The 19,507-nt window shown below is 68.5% G+C and carries 19 protein-coding genes; 11 read left to right on the plus strand and 8 right to left on the minus strand.

Annotated features, from left to right (window positions below; all coding sequences use genetic code 11):
- Positions 1-45 precede the first annotated feature (45 nt).
- The 6 genes from serS to ON27_RS00720 all read left to right on the plus strand — a co-directional run bounded on the left by serS (position 46) and on the right by ON27_RS00720 (position 7,334).
- A complete protein-coding gene (gene serS, locus ON27_RS00695) occupies positions 46-1,308 on the plus strand; it encodes a serine--tRNA ligase (RefSeq protein ID WP_043717703.1) in 1,263 nt (420 codons plus the stop codon).
- A 169-nt stretch (positions 1,309-1,477) separates the two neighbouring features.
- Positions 1,478-3,271: a putative bifunctional diguanylate cyclase/phosphodiesterase gene (locus tag ON27_RS00700; RefSeq protein WP_043717780.1), complete on the plus strand. Its 1,794-nt coding sequence runs from the start codon at positions 1,478-1,480 to the stop codon at positions 3,269-3,271.
- 143 nt (positions 3,272-3,414) lie between these two features.
- Positions 3,415-4,659: an MFS transporter gene (locus tag ON27_RS00705; protein ID WP_051046084.1), complete on the plus strand. Its 1,245-nt coding sequence runs from the start codon at positions 3,415-3,417 to the stop codon at positions 4,657-4,659.
- A 126-nt stretch (positions 4,660-4,785) separates the two neighbouring features.
- Entirely contained in the window at positions 4,786-5,739 is a 954-nt protein-coding gene (locus ON27_RS00710) for a DMT family transporter (protein ID WP_245559727.1), read from the plus strand.
- Positions 5,740-5,794: 55 nt separating this feature from the next.
- Positions 5,795-6,826: a TlpA family protein disulfide reductase gene (locus ON27_RS39590; protein ID WP_051046085.1), complete on the plus strand. Its 1,032-nt coding sequence runs from the start codon at positions 5,795-5,797 to the stop codon at positions 6,824-6,826.
- Between the two features lie 166 nt (positions 6,827-6,992).
- Positions 6,993-7,334 carry a BP74-related protein gene (locus tag ON27_RS00720; RefSeq protein ID WP_043717710.1) on the plus strand — a complete coding sequence of 114 codons (342 nt, stop codon included), beginning with the start codon at positions 6,993-6,995 and terminating at the stop codon, positions 7,332-7,334.
- Positions 7,335-7,388: 54 nt separating this feature from the next.
- Here the strand turns inward: ON27_RS00720 and ON27_RS00725 are convergent, their stop codons facing one another.
- Complete coding sequence (locus ON27_RS00725; RefSeq protein ID WP_043717787.1) at positions 7,389-8,927, minus strand: Rieske 2Fe-2S domain-containing protein; 1,539 nt, start codon at positions 8,925-8,927, stop codon at positions 7,389-7,391.
- Between the two features lie 42 nt (positions 8,928-8,969).
- On the minus strand, positions 8,970-9,881 hold the full coding sequence (locus tag ON27_RS00730) for a hypothetical protein (protein WP_051046086.1): 912 nt from the start codon (positions 9,879-9,881) through the stop codon (positions 8,970-8,972).
- Between the two features lie 120 nt (positions 9,882-10,001).
- On the opposite strand from ON27_RS00730, the gene ON27_RS00735 reads away from it, so the two are divergent.
- Together ON27_RS00735 and ON27_RS00740 are read left to right on the plus strand one after the other, a co-directional pair.
- Entirely contained in the window at positions 10,002-10,751 is a 750-nt protein-coding gene (locus ON27_RS00735) for a lysophospholipid acyltransferase family protein (RefSeq protein ID WP_043717792.1), read from the plus strand.
- Between the two features lie 11 nt (positions 10,752-10,762).
- A complete protein-coding gene (locus ON27_RS00740) occupies positions 10,763-11,506 on the plus strand; it encodes a lysophospholipid acyltransferase family protein (RefSeq protein WP_043717714.1) in 744 nt (247 codons plus the stop codon).
- Positions 11,507-11,766: 260 nt separating this feature from the next.
- On the opposite strand, the gene ON27_RS00745 is transcribed toward ON27_RS00740, so the two are convergent.
- The gene (locus ON27_RS00745) at positions 11,767-12,489 is read right to left on the minus strand and encodes an NsdA family TPR-like regulatory protein (RefSeq protein ID WP_157227053.1); all 723 of its coding nucleotides are present in this window, start codon (positions 12,487-12,489) and stop codon (positions 11,767-11,769) included.
- Between the two features lie 25 nt (positions 12,490-12,514).
- On the opposite strand from ON27_RS00745, the gene ON27_RS00750 reads away from it, so the two are divergent.
- Complete coding sequence (locus tag ON27_RS00750; RefSeq protein WP_051046088.1) at positions 12,515-12,913, plus strand: Rossmann-fold NAD(P)-binding domain-containing protein; 399 nt, start codon at positions 12,515-12,517, stop codon at positions 12,911-12,913.
- Positions 12,914-13,018: 105 nt separating this feature from the next.
- Positions 13,019-13,363 carry a hypothetical protein gene (locus ON27_RS00755; protein ID WP_157227054.1) on the plus strand — a complete coding sequence of 115 codons (345 nt, stop codon included), beginning with the start codon at positions 13,019-13,021 and terminating at the stop codon, positions 13,361-13,363.
- Between the two features lie 141 nt (positions 13,364-13,504).
- Here ON27_RS00755 and ON27_RS00760 read toward each other — a convergent pair whose 3' ends face one another.
- The 4 genes from ON27_RS00760 to ON27_RS00775 form a co-directional block, all read right to left on the minus strand.
- On the minus strand, positions 13,505-15,754 hold the full coding sequence (locus ON27_RS00760) for a heavy metal translocating P-type ATPase (protein WP_043717726.1): 2,250 nt from the start codon (positions 15,752-15,754) through the stop codon (positions 13,505-13,507).
- A gap of 43 nt (positions 15,755-15,797) precedes the next feature.
- Positions 15,798-16,745, minus strand: a complete 948-nt coding sequence (locus tag ON27_RS00765) for a DUF8832 domain-containing protein (protein WP_051046089.1) — start codon at positions 16,743-16,745, stop codon at positions 15,798-15,800.
- 14 nt (positions 16,746-16,759) lie between these two features.
- Positions 16,760-16,966 (minus strand): heavy-metal-associated domain-containing protein, encoded by a 207-nt coding sequence (locus ON27_RS00770; protein WP_043717729.1) that lies wholly within the window; start codon positions 16,964-16,966, stop codon positions 16,760-16,762.
- Positions 16,967-17,090: 124 nt separating this feature from the next.
- Positions 17,091-17,843 carry a carboxymuconolactone decarboxylase family protein gene (locus ON27_RS00775; protein ID WP_043717732.1) on the minus strand — a complete coding sequence of 251 codons (753 nt, stop codon included), beginning with the start codon at positions 17,841-17,843 and terminating at the stop codon, positions 17,091-17,093.
- A gap of 119 nt (positions 17,844-17,962) precedes the next feature.
- On the opposite strand from ON27_RS00775, the gene ON27_RS00780 reads away from it, so the two are divergent.
- Positions 17,963-18,520 (plus strand): TetR/AcrR family transcriptional regulator, encoded by a 558-nt coding sequence (locus ON27_RS00780; RefSeq protein ID WP_043717736.1) that lies wholly within the window; start codon positions 17,963-17,965, stop codon positions 18,518-18,520.
- Positions 18,521-18,930: 410 nt separating this feature from the next.
- Here ON27_RS00780 and ON27_RS00785 read toward each other — a convergent pair whose 3' ends face one another.
- A complete protein-coding gene (locus tag ON27_RS00785) occupies positions 18,931-19,506 on the minus strand; it encodes a sterol desaturase family protein (protein WP_086007406.1) in 576 nt (191 codons plus the stop codon).
- Position 19,507: the final 1 nt, after the last annotated feature.

The raw sequence follows: 19,507 nt of genomic DNA on the forward strand, positions 1-19,507 counted from the left end.
TATCGGGGTGAAACGGCAACCTGCCGACCACTAGGCTGGTGGCCCATGATCGACCTCCGATTCCTGCGGGACGACCCCGACGCGGTCCGCGCCTCGCAGCGCGCCCGCGGCGAAGACCCCGCCCTCGTCGACGCGCTGCTCGAGGCGGACGCGGCGCGGCGTGCCGCGGTGGCCACCGCGGACAATTTGCGCGCCGAGCACAAGGCGATGGGCAAGCTGATCGGGAAGGCGAGCAAGGAGGAGCGCTCCGCGCTGCTGGCGCAGGCGTCGGAGATGTCGGTCAAGGTCAAGGAGGCCGAGGCCGCGCAGCACGCCGCCGACGCCGACCTGGACGCCGCGCACCGCGCCATCTCCAACGTGGTGCAGGAGGGCGCGCCCGCGGGCGGCGAGGACGATTACGTCGTGCTGGAGACCGTCGGCACGCCGAGGGAGTTCGATTTCGCGCCGAAGGACCATCTCGAGCTCGGCGAGTCGCTCGGCCTGATCGATATGGAGCGCGGCGCGAAGGTCTCCGGCGCCCGCTTCTACTTCCTGACCGGCTACGGCGCGCTGCTGCAGCTGGGCCTGCTGCAGTTGGCCGCGCAGAAAGCCGTGGCCAACGGCTTCACCATGATGATCCCGCCGGTGCTGGTGCGTCCGGAGGTCATGGCGGGCACCGGCTTCCTGGGCCAGCACTCGGCCGAGGTCTACCACCTCGCCGACGACGATCTCTACCTGGTCGGCACCTCGGAGGTGCCGCTGGCGGGCTATCACGCGGACGAGATCCTCGACCTGAGCGGCGGGCCCAAACGGTACGCGGGCTGGTCGTCGTGTTTCCGCAGGGAGGCGGGCAGCTATGGCAAGGACACCCGCGGCATCATCCGGGTGCACCAGTTCGACAAGGTGGAGATGTTCGTCTTCACCACGCCGGACCAGGCCGACGCCGAACACCGTCGCCTGCTCGCCTGGGAACAGGAGATGCTCGCCGCGGTCGAGGTGCCCTACCGGGTGATCGACGTCGCGGCCGGCGATCTCGGCAGCTCGGCCGCCCGCAAATTCGACTGCGAGGCGTGGGTGCCCACCCAGCGGACCTATCGGGAGCTGACTTCGACCTCCAACTGCACCACCTACCAGGCCCGCAGGCTCTCGGTGCGCTATCGCGACGAGAACGGGAAGCCGCAGATCGCCGCCACGCTGAACGGCACGCTGGCGACCACCCGGTGGATCGTGGCCATGCTGGAGAACCATCAGCAAGCCGACGGGTCGGTCCGGGTTCCGGCCGCGCTGGTTCCGTTCGTCGGCACCGACGTGCTTCGACCGTCGAACTGACTACGCGCGAATGACGTCCAGGTGAATAGCCACTGGTTCGCCATGCCGGATTCCCGGGATGTGGCAACCGGCGGGATTCCTTGTGTCTAGGCTATTCGTCGTGCGAGGAATCGGGTCTCGCGGCGATACCCGAACCCGGGTGCGGGCCGCGTCAGCGCTGGCGACGGCTATGGTCATGGCTCGTACCACCGGGGCGTTCTACGTCATGGGCGGGGTGCTCGGTCTGCTGATCACCGCCGTCGCCCCTGGTGAGGAGGGTAATCGGCCGCTGGTAGGAGGGGCAGCAGCGGTAGCGCTGGTGCTCGGTCTCACGCTGCTCGCGTGGGGTCCGCGGCTGCCGCATTCGATCCACCACGTCTACGTCGCGATCGCGACGGTGCTGGTGACGATCGCGGTGCACTCCTTCCCGAACACGGTGGGCGCGATCAGCCTGGCGGCGTTCTACGTGTTCATCGCGTGCGACGCCGCGCTGTTCTTCGCCTGGTCGCAGGCGGCCGCCCATATCGCGTTCGCCTTGGCGCTGTGCCTGTGGGTGCTGCCGGCGCGGCCGGTGGTCCCCGGGCTGCCGTGGTGGTCGGGCCTGATCCCGGCGGGCGTGACGTTCGGGGTCGGCGTCGTCGTCGGGATCCTGACGAGGATGGCGTCCGAAGCCGACATCGACGTCCTCACCGGCCTGCTCAATCGCCGCGGCTTCGACCGCGCGCTGAACACCGCGATCCAGCAGGCCACCAGGTCCGGGCACGGCCTCGCGCTGGTACTGGTCGACCTGGACCGCTTCCAGAAGATCAACGACCATCTCGGGCACCGCGCCGGTGACGCGGTACTGCAGCGGGTGGCCGACACCTGGTCGAAACTGCTGGCCCCCGATCAGCGCCTGGCACGCTACGGCGGAGACGCGTTCGCCTTGCTGCTGCCGAACACCACCGAGCAGGCCGCGATCCTGCTCACCGAACAACTGCGCGCGGCGGTGACCACCGGCTGTTCGGCCGGCGTGACCTCCTGGCAGCCGGGCGAATCCGGATCGCTGCTGGTCAGCCGCGCCGACGTCGGCCTGTACCGGGCCAAGCAAGCCGGACGCAACCGGACGGTGCTGGAGTCCTCCCGGCAACTGCCGCTGGCGGTGGAACTGCGCGAGGCGATCGACCGCGGCGCCCTCGACGTGCACTACCAGCCGATCGTCAGCCTCACCGAGGGCGGCGGCAAGGCGGTCGGCGTGGAGGCGCTGCTGCGCTGGTCGTCCAGCGCCCAGCCGGACGTCACCACCGAGGGCCTCATCCGCGTCGCCGAGGAATACGACCTCATCGCCGATCTGGACGAGCTGGTGCTGCGCCGGGCCTGCGCGGACGCCGCGCGCTTGCAGGAGACTTTCGCCCAGTTGGATCTGACGCTGAACGTGAACGTCAGCGGACTGGAGCTGGCCGAGGCCGGCTACGCCGACCGAGTGGCGGGCATTCTCGCCAGTACCGGATGGCCCGCCGATCAGCTGGTGCTCGAGGTGACCGAGAGCGAGCTGGCGGCCGAATCGCAGACCGCGATCGAGAACCTGCACACCCTGCGCGACCGGGGCGTGCGCATCGCCATCGACGACTTCGGCACCGGCTACTCCTCGCTCAGCAGGCTGGCCACCCTGCCCAGCGACATCCTCAAGGTCGATCAGTCCTTCGTCGCCGCGATCCGCTCGGATTCGCCGGCGCCGCCGTTGCTCGGCGTGATCGCCGCCCTGTCCAACGCGCTGGACCTGCAGGTCATCGCCGAGGGCGTGGAGACCGAGTACCAAGCCGCGGTGCTCACCGAACTGGGTTTCGCGCTCGCGCAGGGCTATCACTACAGCGACTCGCACCCGGTCTCGGAACTGATCAGCGACCTCAACGAGAACAAGGGCCGGATCGGTCGCGGCGTCACGGACGAGGAACTCGGCGACGGGGACTCGGTGACGGCCAACGGCTGGGTGCCGCTGCCGTAATTCGCTTGACGGCGGGTCCGGCCCTGAGCATGCTGATCGACATGTGTTTGCTCATCTACGCCAGTTGATTCGCCGAAGCGCTGCGCGCCCGCCTGCCGGGTAGCGCGCAACCCATCGGACTGCGCTCGCTGACGGTTCGAGCGGTGCTCTTCAAGAGCATCGGTGAACTGATTCCGCTCTACGCGCTGTACGCCCTGCTGTTCGCCGACCACGGCATGAGCACCGGGCAGATCTCACTGTTGTTCGCGATCTGGTCGGCGACCTCGTTCTTGCTCGAGGTGCCCTCCGGGGCGTGGGCGGACACGGTGTCGCGGCGCGGGCTGCTCGCGCTCAGCGGCGTATTGCTCACGGCCGGATTCGCGCTGTGGACCGCCGTGCCTTCGTTCGCGGGTTTCGCCGCCGGATTCGTGCTGTGGGGCACCTCCGGCGCGTTGGCCTCCGGCACTTTCGAGGCATTGCTCTACGACGATCTCGCCGCCCGCGGTGAGTCCGGGTCCTATCCGCGCGTCCTGGGTTACACCCGGGCCGGTGCGGAGGCGGCCGTTGTCGTCGCGATCGTCGCCGCGACGCCCCTGTACCTCTACGGGGGTTATGCGCTCGTAGGCTGGTCCAGCGTCGTCATAGCGGGGGCGCACACGCTGATCGCGCTGTCGCTGCCCACCGCGCCGAAGGCGGTGTCCGCGGTGGACGTGGACGATCTGGAGGATTCGGCCTCCGAAGCGATCGCGCCGGAAAGCGTTGTGGCGCGTCCGCGGCCGTTCGCGCGATACCTCACCATGCTGAAGACCGGTGTCGGCGAGGCGATTCGCGTGCAAGCCGTGCGTTACGGCGTGCTGTTGGAGGCTCTGCTGTTCGGGATCACGGCGTTCGACGAGTATTTCGCCCTGCTGGCGGAGGAATCGGGCGTCTCGACAGCGGTGGTGCCCCTCCTGGTCGGTCTCACCGTGCTCGGCTCACTGACCGGTTCGGTGCTGGCTGGACGTACCGAGGGGATGTCGGGCCGTACGATGGCGATCGCGGTAGGTGGCGCGGGCGTGCTGTTCCTCGGTGGTGCCGTGATCGCGGGGCTCGCGACCGGTCGTCCGGACGCGGTGTATCTGCTGACCGGTCTCGGTTTCGGGTCCATCGGCGTCTCCTACGGCATCGTCTACAACGCGGGGATCGTCGCGGGCGCGCGCCTCCAGGACGCTATCGAGGGCCCCGCCCGAGCCACCGTCACCTCGGTCTCGGGGCTGCTCGGCGAGGTGATCGCCCTCGCGGTGTTCGGCTTCGCCGCCCTCGTGACGCTCTGGTGGTCCATGTCCACCCTGCTCGCCCTGCTCGGCGCCTCCATCCTCGCCATCGCCGCCCTCACCCCCCGCTGGCTTCCGCGACGCGCCGAGCCGTGAGTGGCACGCCACCGCGCCTTCTCGGCCGATGGCGCGGCGGCGTGCAACCGAGTGACCGCGAGTTGCCAGACCATGACGTGTTCTTCTGGGACAACGCCGCGAGCGTGTGCCGGTAGCGTGCGGGAGGTGAGTAGGCAGGTGCGGGTGGGGGTGATCTTCGGGTTCGCGATCGGGGCGGGGGTGGCGGTGCAGGGGCGGATCAACGGTGCGCTCGGTGCTCGGCTGGAGGACGGGATCACGGCGGCGACGATCAGTTTCGGTACCGGGCTCGTAGTGCTGGCGCTCGTTTTCGCGGTGAGTGGGCGGGTGCGGGAAGGGGCGCGGCGGGTGCGAGGGGCGTTGTCCGAGGGCTCGCTTCGGCCGTGGCAGTTGCTGGGGGGCCTGTGCGGGGCGTTCTTCGTCGCGTGCCAGGGGTTGACCGTCGCGGCCATCGGCGTCACCGCGTTCACGGTGGCGACCGTCGCGGGTCAACTGATCAGCAGTCTGGTCGTCGACCGCCTCGGTCTCGGTCCGAGCGGACGCACGCCGATCACGGTCGTGCGCTCGGCCGGCGCGGCGCTCGGTGTGGTCGCGGTGCTGGTCGCCGGGCTCGGTCATGCCCGAGCGACCGGTGGTCTATCGGTGCCCGATGCGCTGAACGGCGCTCCGACCGCTCTGCTGATCATCCTGCCCGCGCTGGCCGGGATCGGCCTGGCTTGGCAGCAAGCGGTGAACGGCAAGGTCGGGGCGGTCGGCGGAGCCATTTCGGCGGCCACGGTCAATTTCTGTGTCGGCTTGGCCGCGCTCTCGGTTCTCACGGCCGCGGTGGTCGCGACCTCCGGCGGTCCGGCGGAGTTCCCCACCGAACCGTGGCTCTACTTGGGCGGATTGATCGGTGTCTCGTTCATCGCCCTGGCCGCGCTCACGGTCCGCTGGATCGGCGTACTGCTCCTCGGTCTCACCTCGGTGGCGGGCCAGCTGCTGGCCTCACTGGTCCTCGATGTGTTCACCCCGACCAGCGCCGGACTGTCGGCTACGGCGGTCGTCGGCTGTGTGCTGACACTTGTGGCGGTCGCTGTAGCCACCAGATCGCAGTCCTGAGGACACTCGCCCGGTCATTCATGTTCGAAGCGCATAAGTGTGGGATGGTGCGCTCATGCTGATCGAATACGGGGTGTGGGTTTCGCGGCTGGGTCTGTGTGTCGTGTTCGGGCTGTCGGCGTGGGGCAAGCTGGCGGATCGGAGCGCGACGCGGCAGGCGGTGGCGGATTTCGGGGTGCCGCTGCGCTGGGTGCCCGCGGTGGCCTCGGGATTGCCGATCATCGAGGCGATGATCGCGGTGACCGTGCTGATTCCCTGGATTTCCGGGCTGGCCGCCGTGGCGGCGCTGGCATTGCTGGCCGTGTTCACGGCCGCGATCGTGCGTTTGCTGCGCCGCGGCGAGCGGCCCTCGTGTTCGTGTTTCGGCGGTGCGAGCGCCACGCCGATCGGGCCGAAGACGCTGGTGCGCAACGGTGTGCTCGCAGCGCTGGCCTTGACTGTGGATATCGGCGCGCTGCGGTATCCGCGCGTACCGATCGGCCTGCCCGTCGATCAGGTGATCGGCTGTGCGGTGGTGGCCGCGCTGGTGGCGGTGCTGGTGTGGCTCATCGGGCAGTTTCGTACGTTGCGCCGCCGGGTGGACGAGCAGGCTTTGTCCACCCTGGGCGCGGAGGGATTGCCGGTGGGCGCGGTAGCCCCCGAGTTCGAATTGTTCGACGCCACAGGAGCGAAGACCACGCTCGAGGCTCTGCTGACCGGAGGACGTTCGGTCCTGCTGGTCTTCGTGCACCCGGGTTGTGAGCTGTGCGCGGCGCTGGCCAGGGAACTGCCCCGCTGGCACGCGCGCACCGGCGACGCGCTGGCGATCGTGGCGGTCGGCAACGGCGACGCGGCGGAACAAGCCGCGTGGGGCGTCGAGAACGGGCTGGGGAATATTCCGTCGCTCGTGCAGCAGGGCAACGAGGCGGCTCTGCGCTATCGCGTGCGCGGTACCCCGTCGGCCGTGCTCATAGACGCTGACGGACGCGTCGCCGCGCCGGTGGCGAGGGGCGGTATCGCGATCCGAGAGTTGATCAGGACGGTGCGAGCGGTAGGCCGCACGTCGGCTCCCGCGCACAACGGGATTCCGGCCGGGATATCCCGCTGAAAGCCCGGCCCTCCCTCTTTTTCGCCGCCTCGGCCGACCGAAGACCCGTTATGCGCTGGTTAGCAAATTCTCAGCAAATCTTCCGTCGTGCGCCGATAGGATCGACTCGCACCGGTGCGGATTTCGCCATCCATCGAACGAGACCCATCGACAAGAGGGGAAAGACATGGCGCTCTTCGCATTCACCGACTACTCCGGCAAAGAGTTCATCATCCAGCTGACCAACGAACAGCGGATCCAGGAAGCCCGCCGCATCCTGTCGGGTGACGAGCAGATGTCTGTGCACGTCATGGGCCGGATCCGGAAGATGCCGGCGCCCTACAACCCGGGCTGGGACTTCCATCTGGACCCCGACACCATCACCTTCTTCACCATGGCGATCGAGGTCTGCGACGCCAGCATCATGTACGTCAACGACCACCTCGACGAGGCGTGCGGCGCGTTCCTGCCGGGCTGCTTCTGGTGTCCGTGGTCTTCGAAGCTGACCCGCGAGGTTGCCGACCGGTAGCAATCAGTCGGCATCGCTTCCGGCCGGTGCGGAATCACCGGCCGGAAGTTCGGTTCAGTCCAGTTTGCGCGAGCGCAGTTCGTGGCCCTTGGACGTCTTGCACCGCCCGGATTCCAGGTCCCACTGCCAGCCGTGCAGGTTGCAGGTGAGGGTGGTGCCTTCCACCACGCCGAATTTCGACAGGTCCGCCTTCAGGTGCGGGCAGCGGCGCTGCACCTCCCAGCCGCTGAGTTCCGTGGAGGCCGAATCGTCGTGCGCTTCGGCGAACCAGCCGTCGGCGTAGGCGATGCGCTCGTCGGTGAGGCACTTGAAGAACGTGTAGAGGAATTCGTTGTACCCGCCGATGCGCCACGCTTGGAAGCGGGTGGACAGGAAAATGGTGTTCACCCAGTCCGGCTCCCGGTCACGCAGCACCGTGCGCACCAGCTCCGGCGCGATGCGGAAGCCGTAGCGGTAGCGGCCCTCGCCCTCGACCGGCTCGCGCACAGTGCGCTTGGGGAAGTCCAGCACGATGGTTTCCTCGCCGATCACCAAACCGACCGGATAGCCGATGCCGTCGCAGATCACATTGCTCTGCGCCATGATCGGCTCGAACAGCTTGCGCAGCGGTTCCAGCAGCGAGCCCTCGCCGCGTTCCCAGGTCGCCTTCTCGGCCTCCAGCACCGGCGCGAGGCGCTGCGCCATCCGCTCGATGTACGCGGCCTTGTCGTCGTAGATCTCGCCGGGGTCGCTCGGATGGGTGAGCGTCAACTCGGCGCCGCGTACGTCGGCCACCGAACCGGGGATCATGAGGATCCCGCCTTTGTTGCCGTGGATCTCCATCTGCTCCAGGAACACCTTCTGGTCCGGGAAGATGTTGCCCTCGTCACCGCGGTCGTCGTTGAGGTAGCGCAGCTCGTCGTCCAGGAACACCGGCGGACCGGCGGAGGGCACCACCCAGGTAGCGCCGACCTGCTCGATGTAGCTGCGCGCTCGGTCCATGCCGCGCTGGCGCTTCTGCTTGCCGAAATTCGACTTGGTGCGGGCCGGGATGTCGTAGACCATCGGGTACCAGATCGCGCCCGAGTACTGCAGCAGGTGGATGTCGACGTGACCGAACGCGTCGTGCAACACGTCCATGTCGACCGGGCGGGCGTCGTTCATGTTGAAGCAGGTGGTCTCGCCGTCGGAGACGACCAGCCCGGAGTCGCCGATCGGGCCGTCGGCGGGCGCGCGCAGCGCGATGATCATGATGTCCAGGTCGCCGCCCGGCCCCGGCACCGTGTGCTTGACCGAGTCCTCGGTCTCGAAGAACTTGTGGAAGCCCAGCTGCTCGAGTTCGCGCCGCAGGTCCGGCACGGGGTAGTCGGGCAGCAGCACGGTCGCGTTCTTGTCGACGTGATCGGTCAGCGTCTTCGCGTCGAAGTGGTCGCGGTGCAGGTGCGAGACGTACAGGAAGTCGCATGCGCCCAGCTCGTCCCAGTCCAGCTGGGTGTTGTCGGGGAACGGGAACCAGGATCCGAAGTACGCGGGGTTCACCCAGGGGTCGCAAAGGATCGACCCGGCCGCGGTGCGGATGTGGAATCCGGCGTGTCCGACGCTGGTGATCTGCACTAGCTGCTCCTCCTGCTGTTTACCAGCCAACCAGGGTAGTAGTTACGGCGAGATGTCGCCGATGCAGTAGCCCTCCGGCCCGGATCGCAGGGTGAAGGTGCGGGTCTGCGTCACACCGGCGGAGTTGGTCACCGGCACGAGTACCGCGATGTACTCGGTGTTCACCTGCTCCGACCGGATCTGCTGGTCGGCGAACTCGGTGGCCCCGGTGAGCGCGCCCTGGTTGTTCGCCAGCGGCGCGGGGCTCGGACGCCCGGTGCCCTTGGGGTCCCAGGTCGCCGGGGACGCCTTACAGATGAGAGGGTAGTCGCCCTCCTTGTCGGCAGGGTCGAGCGGAGTGCCGACGAAGCGGGACAGGTACCGGCGCACGGTGTGGCGGGCGTCGGCGTCGTTGTAGGCGATCTCCGCGCCCGCCGTGGCGACGCGCGGGCAGGCGTATCCGGTGGCGACTTCGGCGCGATCGACGGCGACCGTGGTGGTCGAGTTCGCCCACACGACGGTGTTCTCGCTCGCCGTACCGGGCTGCGCCAATGCGTCGAGGACGGCCTTGGGGTCGCCGTACATGTCGGCGACGTTCTTCGGCGCGATGGTCCAGCACTTCTTCTGGAGTTCGGCGATGGTGCGGGACTGCAGGTCGGCCGCCCAGCGCTGCACCGCGGGCGCGGCGTCGGGCAGCCCGGCGACCGCGCCGACCGGCGGGGCGTCGGCGGGGACGGGCGGCAGCGCCGAGGTGCTGGGCGCGGCCGCCGACGGGACCGCGGCCGGTGGCGTGGTGCGCACGGCGGCCTGCGGCGCGCTCTCGTCCGGAATGCCCACCACGGAGTCGCAGCCGGTCAGCGCGACCGCTCCGGACAGGGCCAGGCCGCCGATCAGCGCGGCGCGCGTGCGCCGGGCCCGATTCCGATCGCGTGCGGTGCGGTCGTATTCACGCGATGCCGGCCGGGCGCGTTCCACTTCGACGATCCTCTTCTCTCAGGCTTGCGGTTGGGGCTGGTCAGCTGGGCTCGCTCCGGTGCGGCGCACGACGGCGGCGAACTGCCGGTGGGGACGATCAGCGACTACGCTAGCGGACTTGTGGAACCCGTCTATCGGACGATCATCGGGCTGGCCCGAACCGTCTTTTTCGTCGAAGGTCTGAAGTTCACCGTCAAGGGCGATGAACACATCCCCGCCCGGGGTGGCGCCGTGCTGGCGGTGAACCACACCGGCTACATGGACTTCACCTACGCGGGCCTGCCGGTACGCACCCCGAAGCGCTATATCCGGTTCATGGCGAAGAAGGAGGTCTTCGACGACAAGATCTCCGGGCCGATCATGCGCGCCCTCAAGCATATTCCGGTGGATCGCTCGGCGGGCGCGGACTCCTACAAGGCCGCCGTAGCCTATCTGCGCCGCGGCGAGCTGGTCGGCGTGTACCCCGAGGCGACGATCAGCCGCAGCTTCGAGATCAAGGAATTCAAGTCCGGCGCGGCACGTATGGCGATCGAGGCGGAGGTGCCGATCATCCCGATCGTCATCTGGGGCGCGCAGCGGGTCTGGACCAAGGGCTTCCCGAAGCGGCTCGGCCGCACCAACACGCCCATCTCGATCGCGGTGGGCGAACCGATCCAGCCGTTCGAGCCCGCCGCCGAACTCACCGCGAAGCTGCGCTCGACCATGCAGGAAATGCTGCTGGACCTGCAGAAGGACTACGTACACGAGCCGGGGGCGTACTGGGTTCCGGCCCGGCTCGGCGGCAGCGCTCCTACCCTGGAAGAGGCGGACGCGATGGATGCCGCCGAAGCGGAGGCCAAGGCCGCGCGAAAGAACGCGGCGGGGCAGTAACGGGAGCTGTGATGGCGCGCGAACCGGTCTACGACGTGCTCACCGGCCTAGCGCGCGCCATCTTCTTCGCCCAGGGTCTGCGGATCGATATCGAAGGGCAAGAACACATTCCGCGCTCCGGCGGCGCTGTGCTGGCCGTGAACCACACGGCCTACCTGGATTTCATGGAGGTCGGACTGGTCGGGCGCAAGTCCGGCCGCAACGTCCGGTTCATGATGAAGGCGGAACTCGAGCGCGGCGTCGTGGGCTTCCTCATGAAGCACTGCAAGGCGATCGGCGTCGATCGCACGGCCGGGGCCGCGTCGTACGCCCGCGCGGTGACCGCGCTGCGCGGCGGCGAGCTGGTCGTGGTCTATCCCGAGGCGACGATCAGCCGCAGTTTCGAGCTGAAGGAATTCAAATCCGGCGCGGCGCGCATGGCCGTGGAAGCCGGTGTTCCGATCGTTCCCCTGGTCATCTGGGGTGCGCACCGGATCTGGACGAAAGACATCCCGAAACAGCTCGGTCGGCACGATTTCCCGATCAACATCCGCATCGGCGCGCCGATCCCACCCGCCGAACCCGCCGAGGAACTGACCGCCACCATGCGCGCCCGAATGAGCGAACTCTTGGAACGCGCCCAACACGACTATCCGATGGCCGAAGGCGCCCGCTGGGTCCCCGCACGGCTCGGGGGGACCGCCCCGACTATGGAGCGGGCGGCGGTTCTGGAACGCGAGGAAATGGAGCGGCGGCGCCGGGCCAAGATGCGCTGACGGGCACTCGTGAGTGCCGATCGTTGGTGACCGCACGTGCACGCGCTCCGAGGTTCGATCTCGGGCCGGAGGGTCATCCCCGGTACGGCCGCGCTCGCCCCTCGGTGTGATGCTTGGCCTTACGAGCATCGGATTCTCGGTAGTAGTCGCGTCTATTGCTCATCTCTGCTCTCGATCGGGGGATCGACCTCATGTGTGCCCCTGATCGGACGATGAGATGCCGAGCCGGGCGCACCGGCTCGAGCTTTGCTTGCGCCAGTTCAGACCAGCATTCGTTGTATTTCGGCAATGCGCCGGTCGAGTCGCGCGGAGTTTGCGGTCTCTGCCGCCGTCCGCGCCTCTCGGATGATGGCCCGTGCCGCGTCCAGATTACGAGTTTTCAGGTACGACTCCGCGAGCCAGGTCCGATACAGGGCAACCTCACGGACGCGGTCGGCGGCGAGTTGATCGATCGCGCCGGACAGCAGGGAACTCGCCTTTCCTGGATCGTCCAATTCGACAAAGCACCGGCCGGCCATGACGCCTATCTCGGTGCGGTCCAACCAATACACCCACTCCGGCTCGGGAATGTTGGGTGACCGGCGATCATAGGCCTCGTCCACCGCATCGAGCGCTCGTTCCGCTTCGGCGCGGTCGCGCGAGCGCGCACAGGCCCATGCCAGGCGGTCCGTGAGCAACGACCGGACCACCGGTGGCGCGTTGGTCGCTCCCTTGACCGCGGTGCGCGCCAGCAGTGCTGCTTCGGCTGGATTGCCGACGTTGGCGATTTGATAACTCAGGCTCGACAGAAGTTGTGCCGTCAAGACACGGTCTCCGGCATCACTGGCCGCCGCCGCGCCGCTCAGATACAGACGCTGGGCGTCGTCGTACGTGGGCACCTGGCATCTGCCCGGTGAGCAGGCCGCGCGGGAAAGCGGCGTGGAATGGACCGTCCTGTGCCCCAGCTCCTTCGCCTCCAACACTTTGAGCTGGGCCACCGCCATCCGGGCCGGGCGGCCGGTACCGAACATGACCGGCGAAGCCGCGCAAGGCGTCATCGATCCGCGCGATGTCGCCGGGGTCGCCGTCGCGGCGTTGACCTCCGCCGAGCACGCGGGCCGGATCTACGAGCTCACCGGCCCGGAGCTGCGCACCACCCACGACCTGGCGGCCACGTTGGCCACGGTTGTCGGCCGCCCGGTGGACGTCGTCGACATTCCCGAAACCGAAGCGCGGGCACATATGCTCGCGTCCGGAATGTCCGCCGAATACGCGGACGGCGCGCTGGCCGGGCAGGCCTACATGCGGGCAGGGCACAACGGGATCGTCACCGACGACGTTGCCCGAATTCTCGGTCGCGCGCGGAGTTTCGCCGAATGGGCAGCGGATCACGCGAATGCGTTCGTGGCCGTGGAGAGTGCACCGTAGGCTGTCTGTGATTGGCATCACATCGAATTGCTGAATGGTGCATGCTCCGCAAGGGTGACATGACCGGCTGGACGGCCGGTGTGCTTACACGAAAAGGGGATTCGGATGCGTCAACGGGTCATGACGGTCTTGGTAGCGGTTGTGGCGGGCGGGTCGGCCGCCGCGTTCGGTGGCGCGAGTGCGTCCGCGGTCGCGGTGAACCCTTTCCCCGGCGGCACGGAGGTCTACTTCGACAACGGTGAATCCGCGGCGATCGCGAACCTGAACCTCGGACCTGCGCTGAGCCAGGTGGCCGTCGCCTGGTCGCCGGGCGCGAAAGCGATGCTGGGCGAAGGGATCACCGAGCACGCGCGGTGGGCCAGCGAGACCCCGACCGGAGGCGTCTCGATCGAGGTCTACGGCTTGTTCACGCAACCCTCACTGGTCACCGTCACCACGCTGCGCGGCTGAGTCGAATCTCCATTTCGGATTTCCTTGCGCCGGGGGTACTCTCACCCATGGCGTTATGCGCATGTGCGCTGACGAGTGAGCCGCCCGGCGATGCCCGGACGGGACGGCACTCCGTGTGCGGTCCCGTCCGGTGTTTCCTCGTTACGACGCCGTCGAGCGGAACCCGCGCAGCCGCAGGCTGTTGCTGACCACGAAGACCGACGAGAACGCCATCGCCGCGCCCGCGAGCATCGGGTTCAGCAGCCCCGCCATGGCCAGCGGGATCGCGGCCACGTTGTAGGCGAAGGCCCAGAACAGATTGCCCTTGATGGTCGCGAGGGTGCGGCGGGACAGGCGGATCGCGTCGGCCGCGGCCCGCAGGTCGCCGCGCACCAAGGTGAGATCACCGGCCTCGATGGCCACGTCGGCGCCGGTACCCATGGCCAGGCCCAAGTCGGCCTGGGCCAGCGCGGCGGCGTCGTTCACCCCGTCGCCCACCATCGCGACCACTTTGCCCTCGGCCTGCAACCGCTTGACCGTGTCGACCTTGTCCTGCGGCAGCACCTCCGCGATCACCTGATCGATGCCCACCTGCGCGGCGATCGCGTCGGCGGCCGCCTGATTGTCGCCGGTCAGCATGATCGGAGTGAGGCCGAGGGCGCGGAGCTGGGAAATCGCCTCGGCGGAGGTGGGTTTCACCGCGTCCGCCACTACTAGCACGCCGCGCGCCTTGCCGTCCCAGCCCACCGCGACGGCGGTCTGCCCTTCGGCTTCGGCCGTGCGGATCGCCTGGGACAGGTCGTCGTCGAGGTACTGGGACCAGTCGGCGAGCAACCGGGCGCGGCCGACGAGCACCGCGTGGCCGTCCACCATGCCCTGCACGCCGAGGCCGGCCACGTTGGCGAAATCCTCCACCGGCTTCAGCTCACCCACCCGCTCCCTGGCGCCTTTGGCGATGGCCTGGGCGATCGGGTGCTCGGATGAATCCTCCAACGCTCCCGCCAGTGCCAGCACCTGTTCGCCCTGCTCGCCTTCGGCGGGCACCACGTCGAGCAAGGTCATCTTGCCCGCCGTGACGGTGCCGGTCTTGTCCAGCACGATCGTGTCCACCCGCCGGGTCGACTCCAGCACTTCTGGGCCTTTGATCAGAATGCCCAGCTGCGCGCCGCGCCCCGTGCCGACCATCAGCGCGGTCGGCGTGGCCAGCCCCAGCGCGCACGGGCAGGCGATGATCAGCACCGCCACCGCGGCGGTGAACGCCGCGGCCACCGAACCGCCGGTGCCGAGCCAGAAGCCGAGCGTGGCGACCGACAGCGCGATCACGATCGGCACGAAGATCCCGGAGATCCGATCGGCCAGCCGCTGCGCCTGCGCCTTACCGGTCTGCGCGTCTTCGACCAGCTTCGCCATCTGCGCCAGCTGGGTGTCCGACCCGATCCTCGTGGCGCGCACCACCAGCCGGCCGCCCACGTTCACGGTCGCGCCCACCACGGTGTCGTGCGGGCCGACCTCCACCGGCACCGACTCGCCGGTGAGCATCGAGGCGTCGACGGCCGAGGAGCCCTCCACCACGACGCCGTCGGTGGCGATCTTCTCGCCCGGCCGCACCACGAACCGGTCGCCGACCGTCAGCTGCTCCACCGGAATACGCCGCTCGGTGCCGTTGCGCAGCACCGAGACTTCTTTGGCCCCCAGCTCCAGCAGAGCCCGCAGCGCCGCGCCCGCCCGCCGCTTGGCGCGGGCCTCGAAGAAGCGCCCGGCCAGCAAGAACGTGGTGACGCCCGCCGCGGCCTCGAGATAGATGCTGCCGGTGCCGTCCATCCGGGAAACGGTGAACTCGAACGGATGCGTCATGCCCGGCGTGCCCGCGGTGCCCCAGAACAGGGCATACAGCGACCAGCCCAGTGCGGCCAGCGTCCCCATCGAGATCAACGTGTCCATGGTGGCGGCGCCGTGACGCAAATTGGTCCACGCCGCGCGGTGGAACGGCAGCGCGCCCCACACCACCACCGGCGCGGCCAGCGTCAGGGAGAGCCACTGCCAGTTGGTGAACTGCAAGGCCGGGATCATCGCCATGGCGATCACCGGCACCGACAGCGCCAGCGAGACCAGCAGGCGAGTGCGCAGAGCGGCGGCCGGGTCCTCCTCGGTGACGGCCTCCCGCGACCGCTCCGGCTGCGCGGGCAGCGCCGCGGTGTAGCCGGCCTGCTCGACGGTGGCGATCAGCTCGTCGGGCGAGACGTCGCCGCTGACCTCGACCCTGGCCTTCTCCGTGGCGTAGTTCACGGTGGCGGTGACGCCGTCGAGCTTGTTGAGTTTCTTCTCGATCCGCGCGGCGCAGGACGCGCAGGTCATTCCACCGATCACGAGTTCGACCGGCTTCGAGGGCGGCGGTTGTGTCGCGGTGGTCATCGTGGTGCTCCGTTCTGTGCGGCGCGGTGCGGACGGTCGTCGGTCAGTGTCCGTGGCCGTCCGGCGCCTGCTGTCGACCAGTGTGTTCGTTGTCTGTCGAGGAGTCCACGCCGGGGGTGCCCGGCGCGACGGTCAGGGTGAATTCGGCGGTGCGGACCACGCCCTCGTGCTGGAAGTCGAGGAACAGGCGATAGTCGCCCGCGCTCGGGGCGGTGACGGCGAAGGTGATACCCGGCCCCGGCGCGGTCACGCCGTCGCCCGGGTGACCCTCCGGATGGACGTGCAGGTAGCCCAGGTCGGCGCCACGCAGCGCCACCAGATGGCCGTAGGCGCCGAGGTAGGGCTGCAAGTCGGTCACCGGTTTCCCGGCGCGGCTCACCGACAGGGTCACCTTCGAGGCCTGGCCGGGGGCGACATCGCCGTGCAGCTCGACGGTGTAATCGCCGACGGTGGCGGTGCGTGCGGGCGCGGGCAACCGCTGCGGCTCGTAGGCGCCCGCCACGCGGAGGTCCGCGCCGAGCGTCAGATCGTCGCCACCCTCGGGTGTGAAGTCGGCGAACACCCGGTAGTCGCCCGCGCGAGTGAGGTCGAGCGGGACGCTCCAGGTTCCGTTGCCGTCGAGCACCGGGTGCACATGCTGGTAGGCGGCCATGTCGCGGCGCACGACGATCAGGTGGAGATCCTTGTCGTGGCTGCGCACGTAACGGGTGACGGGGTGTCCGTCCCGGTCCAGGATGGTGAAGCGCAGCGGCACGTTCGCGGCGGCGGTGGTCTGGGCAGTGTCCAGCCGCAGGGTGTAGCCGCGGGCGGTCGCCGTCATTCCTCCAGGTAGTGCGTCTATGGGGGCCGCGCCGTCCGCGGCGTGAGCTGTCGAGTCGTGGGTGGCGGATCCGGTCGGTTCCGGTCCGAGGACCGAACCGGCCACCAGGGCGATCCCGAACACCGCCGCGAGGCCGAGGGCGAAGCCGCCGAATTTCATGGACGCGTGCATCGGCGCGCTCCTCCTCAGTCGGTGACCGCGTAGCCGGCGCGGGCTACGGCGGCGACGAGTTCGGCGCGCTCGATCGGACTCGCGCTCTCGACGGTCACCTGTCCGTCGGCGAGGTCGATCGCGACGGATCCGACGCCGTCGATGCGGCCGATCTCGGTGCGGACCGAGGCGGCGCATCCGCCGCAGGTCATGCCGGTCACGTTGACGGTGGTGGTGCTCATGGTCGTTCTCCTTGTGTTGCGTTTATGTGGTTACCATACCCCCCTAGGGTATTGCGGTGTCAAGTGTGACTTCCGGCTCAGACGAGAAAACCCGGTCCGCGGGGCGGACCGGGCTGGGCAGGAGTCAGGACGCGGGGTAGGTCACGAGCGCGACGGCGGGAGCCGATACAACCTGCACTGCGGCGGAATCGGCGACCTCGACGTGCAAGAACCCGCCCACGATCGCGATGCGGACGTCCTCGACTGTGCGCACGGGCTGTCCGTCGCGATTCAGTAGGGAGTACCCCTCGACCAAGGTGACCTCGGCCGCAACCCGCCATTGAAGTTCCACTGCGGCGCCTTTCCTCGATGCCGCGGGCGGGAAGTCGAGTTCCGGCTCGGCGACGTGGTTGAAGTAGTTGGACAGGACGTTCAATGCGATGTGGCCGACGACCTCGCTCAACTCGGCGTCGCTCACGCCATGGGCCCGCGCCGAGGCGAGGATGGCGTCATTGATCCGGCCGCGGGTGTGGAGCACGGCGCGGGCGACGCGCAGGACCGCCTCCGCATGCGGGTCCTCGGCGCGCGCCGCTCGGGTGTCGGCGATCGCTCGCTTGGTGAGACCCATTTGGCTCGCGCGCATAGTGTGCGCGGAGGTGCAGTAGTCGCAGCCGTTTTCGCTCGCGACCAGCAAGGCGAGCTGTTCGCGAAGGCGGGCGGAAAGTTTTCCTGTGCCCAGCGCTTCGCGCAGGTTCAGGTAGCCGCGCAGGGTGGCGGGGCTGTTCGCCATGGCCGCGTAGAGATTCGGGACGCGGCCCAGCTGGCGCTGTACTCCGGTCAGCAACTCGGCCTGCTCGGCGTCGGCGGACTCGGTGGACACAAGGGGCAGGCGGGACATAGGAGCCTCCAGCTCGAACAAGATGGTACCGATCGGTGCCGAATCGGGACGGTACTGATCAGTCCCATCGTGGTCAAACAATACGGTACTGACCGGTTCCGTTCTGCTACCGTGGTTGCATGGCAACCCGCGCCAAGCAGCGCTTGCTCACCACGGCGGAGGATCTGTTCTATGCCGAAGGCATCCGTGCCGTCGGCATCGACCGATTGCTCCAGGAGTCGGGTGTGGGCCGCGCCTCCTTCTATCGCCACTTCGCGAGCAAAGACGAACTGATCGTCGCGGTACTGGAGGACCGCGACCGCCGCTGGCTGAACTGGCTGCGGGAATCGGTCGAGGCGAAAGCCGAGGACCCGGCTGCCCGCCCGCTCGCCGTCTTCGAGGCTCTGGCGGACCGGTTTGCCCGCAATGATTTCCGCGGCTGCGCGTTCATCAACACCATGGTCGAGGTCGCCGATCGCGCGAGCGCAGCGCATCAGGTCGCCGATCGGCACAAGCGCCGTGTCATCGAATACCTGAACGAACTCCTCAACGAGGCAGGCATCTCCGACGCCGCTGAGTCGGCCGCCGAGCTCGCGTTGCTGGTCGACGGTGCGATCGTCACCGCCGTCCGAGAGGGAACTCCGGACGCCGCCATCCGTGCTCGAGCTATCGCCCAGCGTTTGCTCGCCGCACCGTAAGGGCTTCGGAACGGCTGATGACCCGCTCGCGCACATCGCTACGGTGTGGCCGGATCGAGGTGATCCTATGGTCAAGGACCGGCGATCCCTCCGAGATCGCCGGTCCTTCAGCCCGGCGTGTCGCCGTCGAACGTTGTGTCACGCGCGGCGGATGCTGTTGGGTCGGACCGCTGACGCTGCGATGGGGTGATGCTGGTCTTCGACGATGGCGTGCTGGGCACTGCCCAGACGGCGAGGATATTCCTGCAGGCAGTGGAGCTTCGGGCTAGCCCTGGTGTGATGACGTCGAGGCCGCGAGGCGTCTTCCGGAGGTGCCGGCTCGGCGCGTGACCGCAGGGCGCCGAGCTCGGGCGTGACGGCCCATCCGGCGGCTGGATTCGCTGTCGCGTGAATAGTGCGCGCCTGGTCGTTCAGGCGGAGTGCAGGTTGCGGGCGGTAGGTGAGATCTCGGTGGTGGCCGGGTCGGGGAAGGTGCCGAAGAGGCGGTCGGCGGTGCCCGAGCTGGTTACCGTGAACCAGTAGTGCTCGTTCTTGTAGTGGTGGTGGCGATGATTGCGCCAAATCGCCCGGTAGAGCGAGCCTTTGGGTTTGTAGTCGGTGTGGATCAGATAGTGCGTCCACTCGTAGCCGAGGCCGAGCAGGGTGATGGTGATCAGGAAGGTCAGTCCGAGGCCCAGCCGCGGGAAGGCGAACACCGCCAGCGCGACGAGCACGACCACCAGCGCTGACAGCGTCTTCGTCGGGATGAAGATCAGCGGGATGTCGCGCGGGTCCACATGGTGCTCGCGATGCTTGCGCGCCAGTTCGCTGTCGAGCGCGACCGGCCCGAGCCGCCGTGGCCGCCAATGCAGCACGGTGACGTGCACAATCCATTCGAACACCGGGAACATCGCCAGCATCACGGCTGGCACCAGCAGGTCGGTCGGCTGCCAGTCGCCGACGGCGATCCGGGCGATCGACGCGCCCACCAGTGTGGTTCCGATCAGC

The organism is Nocardia asiatica NBRC 100129 (assembly GCF_000308415.1).
Taxonomy (GTDB): domain Bacteria; phylum Actinomycetota; class Actinomycetes; order Mycobacteriales; family Mycobacteriaceae; genus Nocardia; species Nocardia asiatica.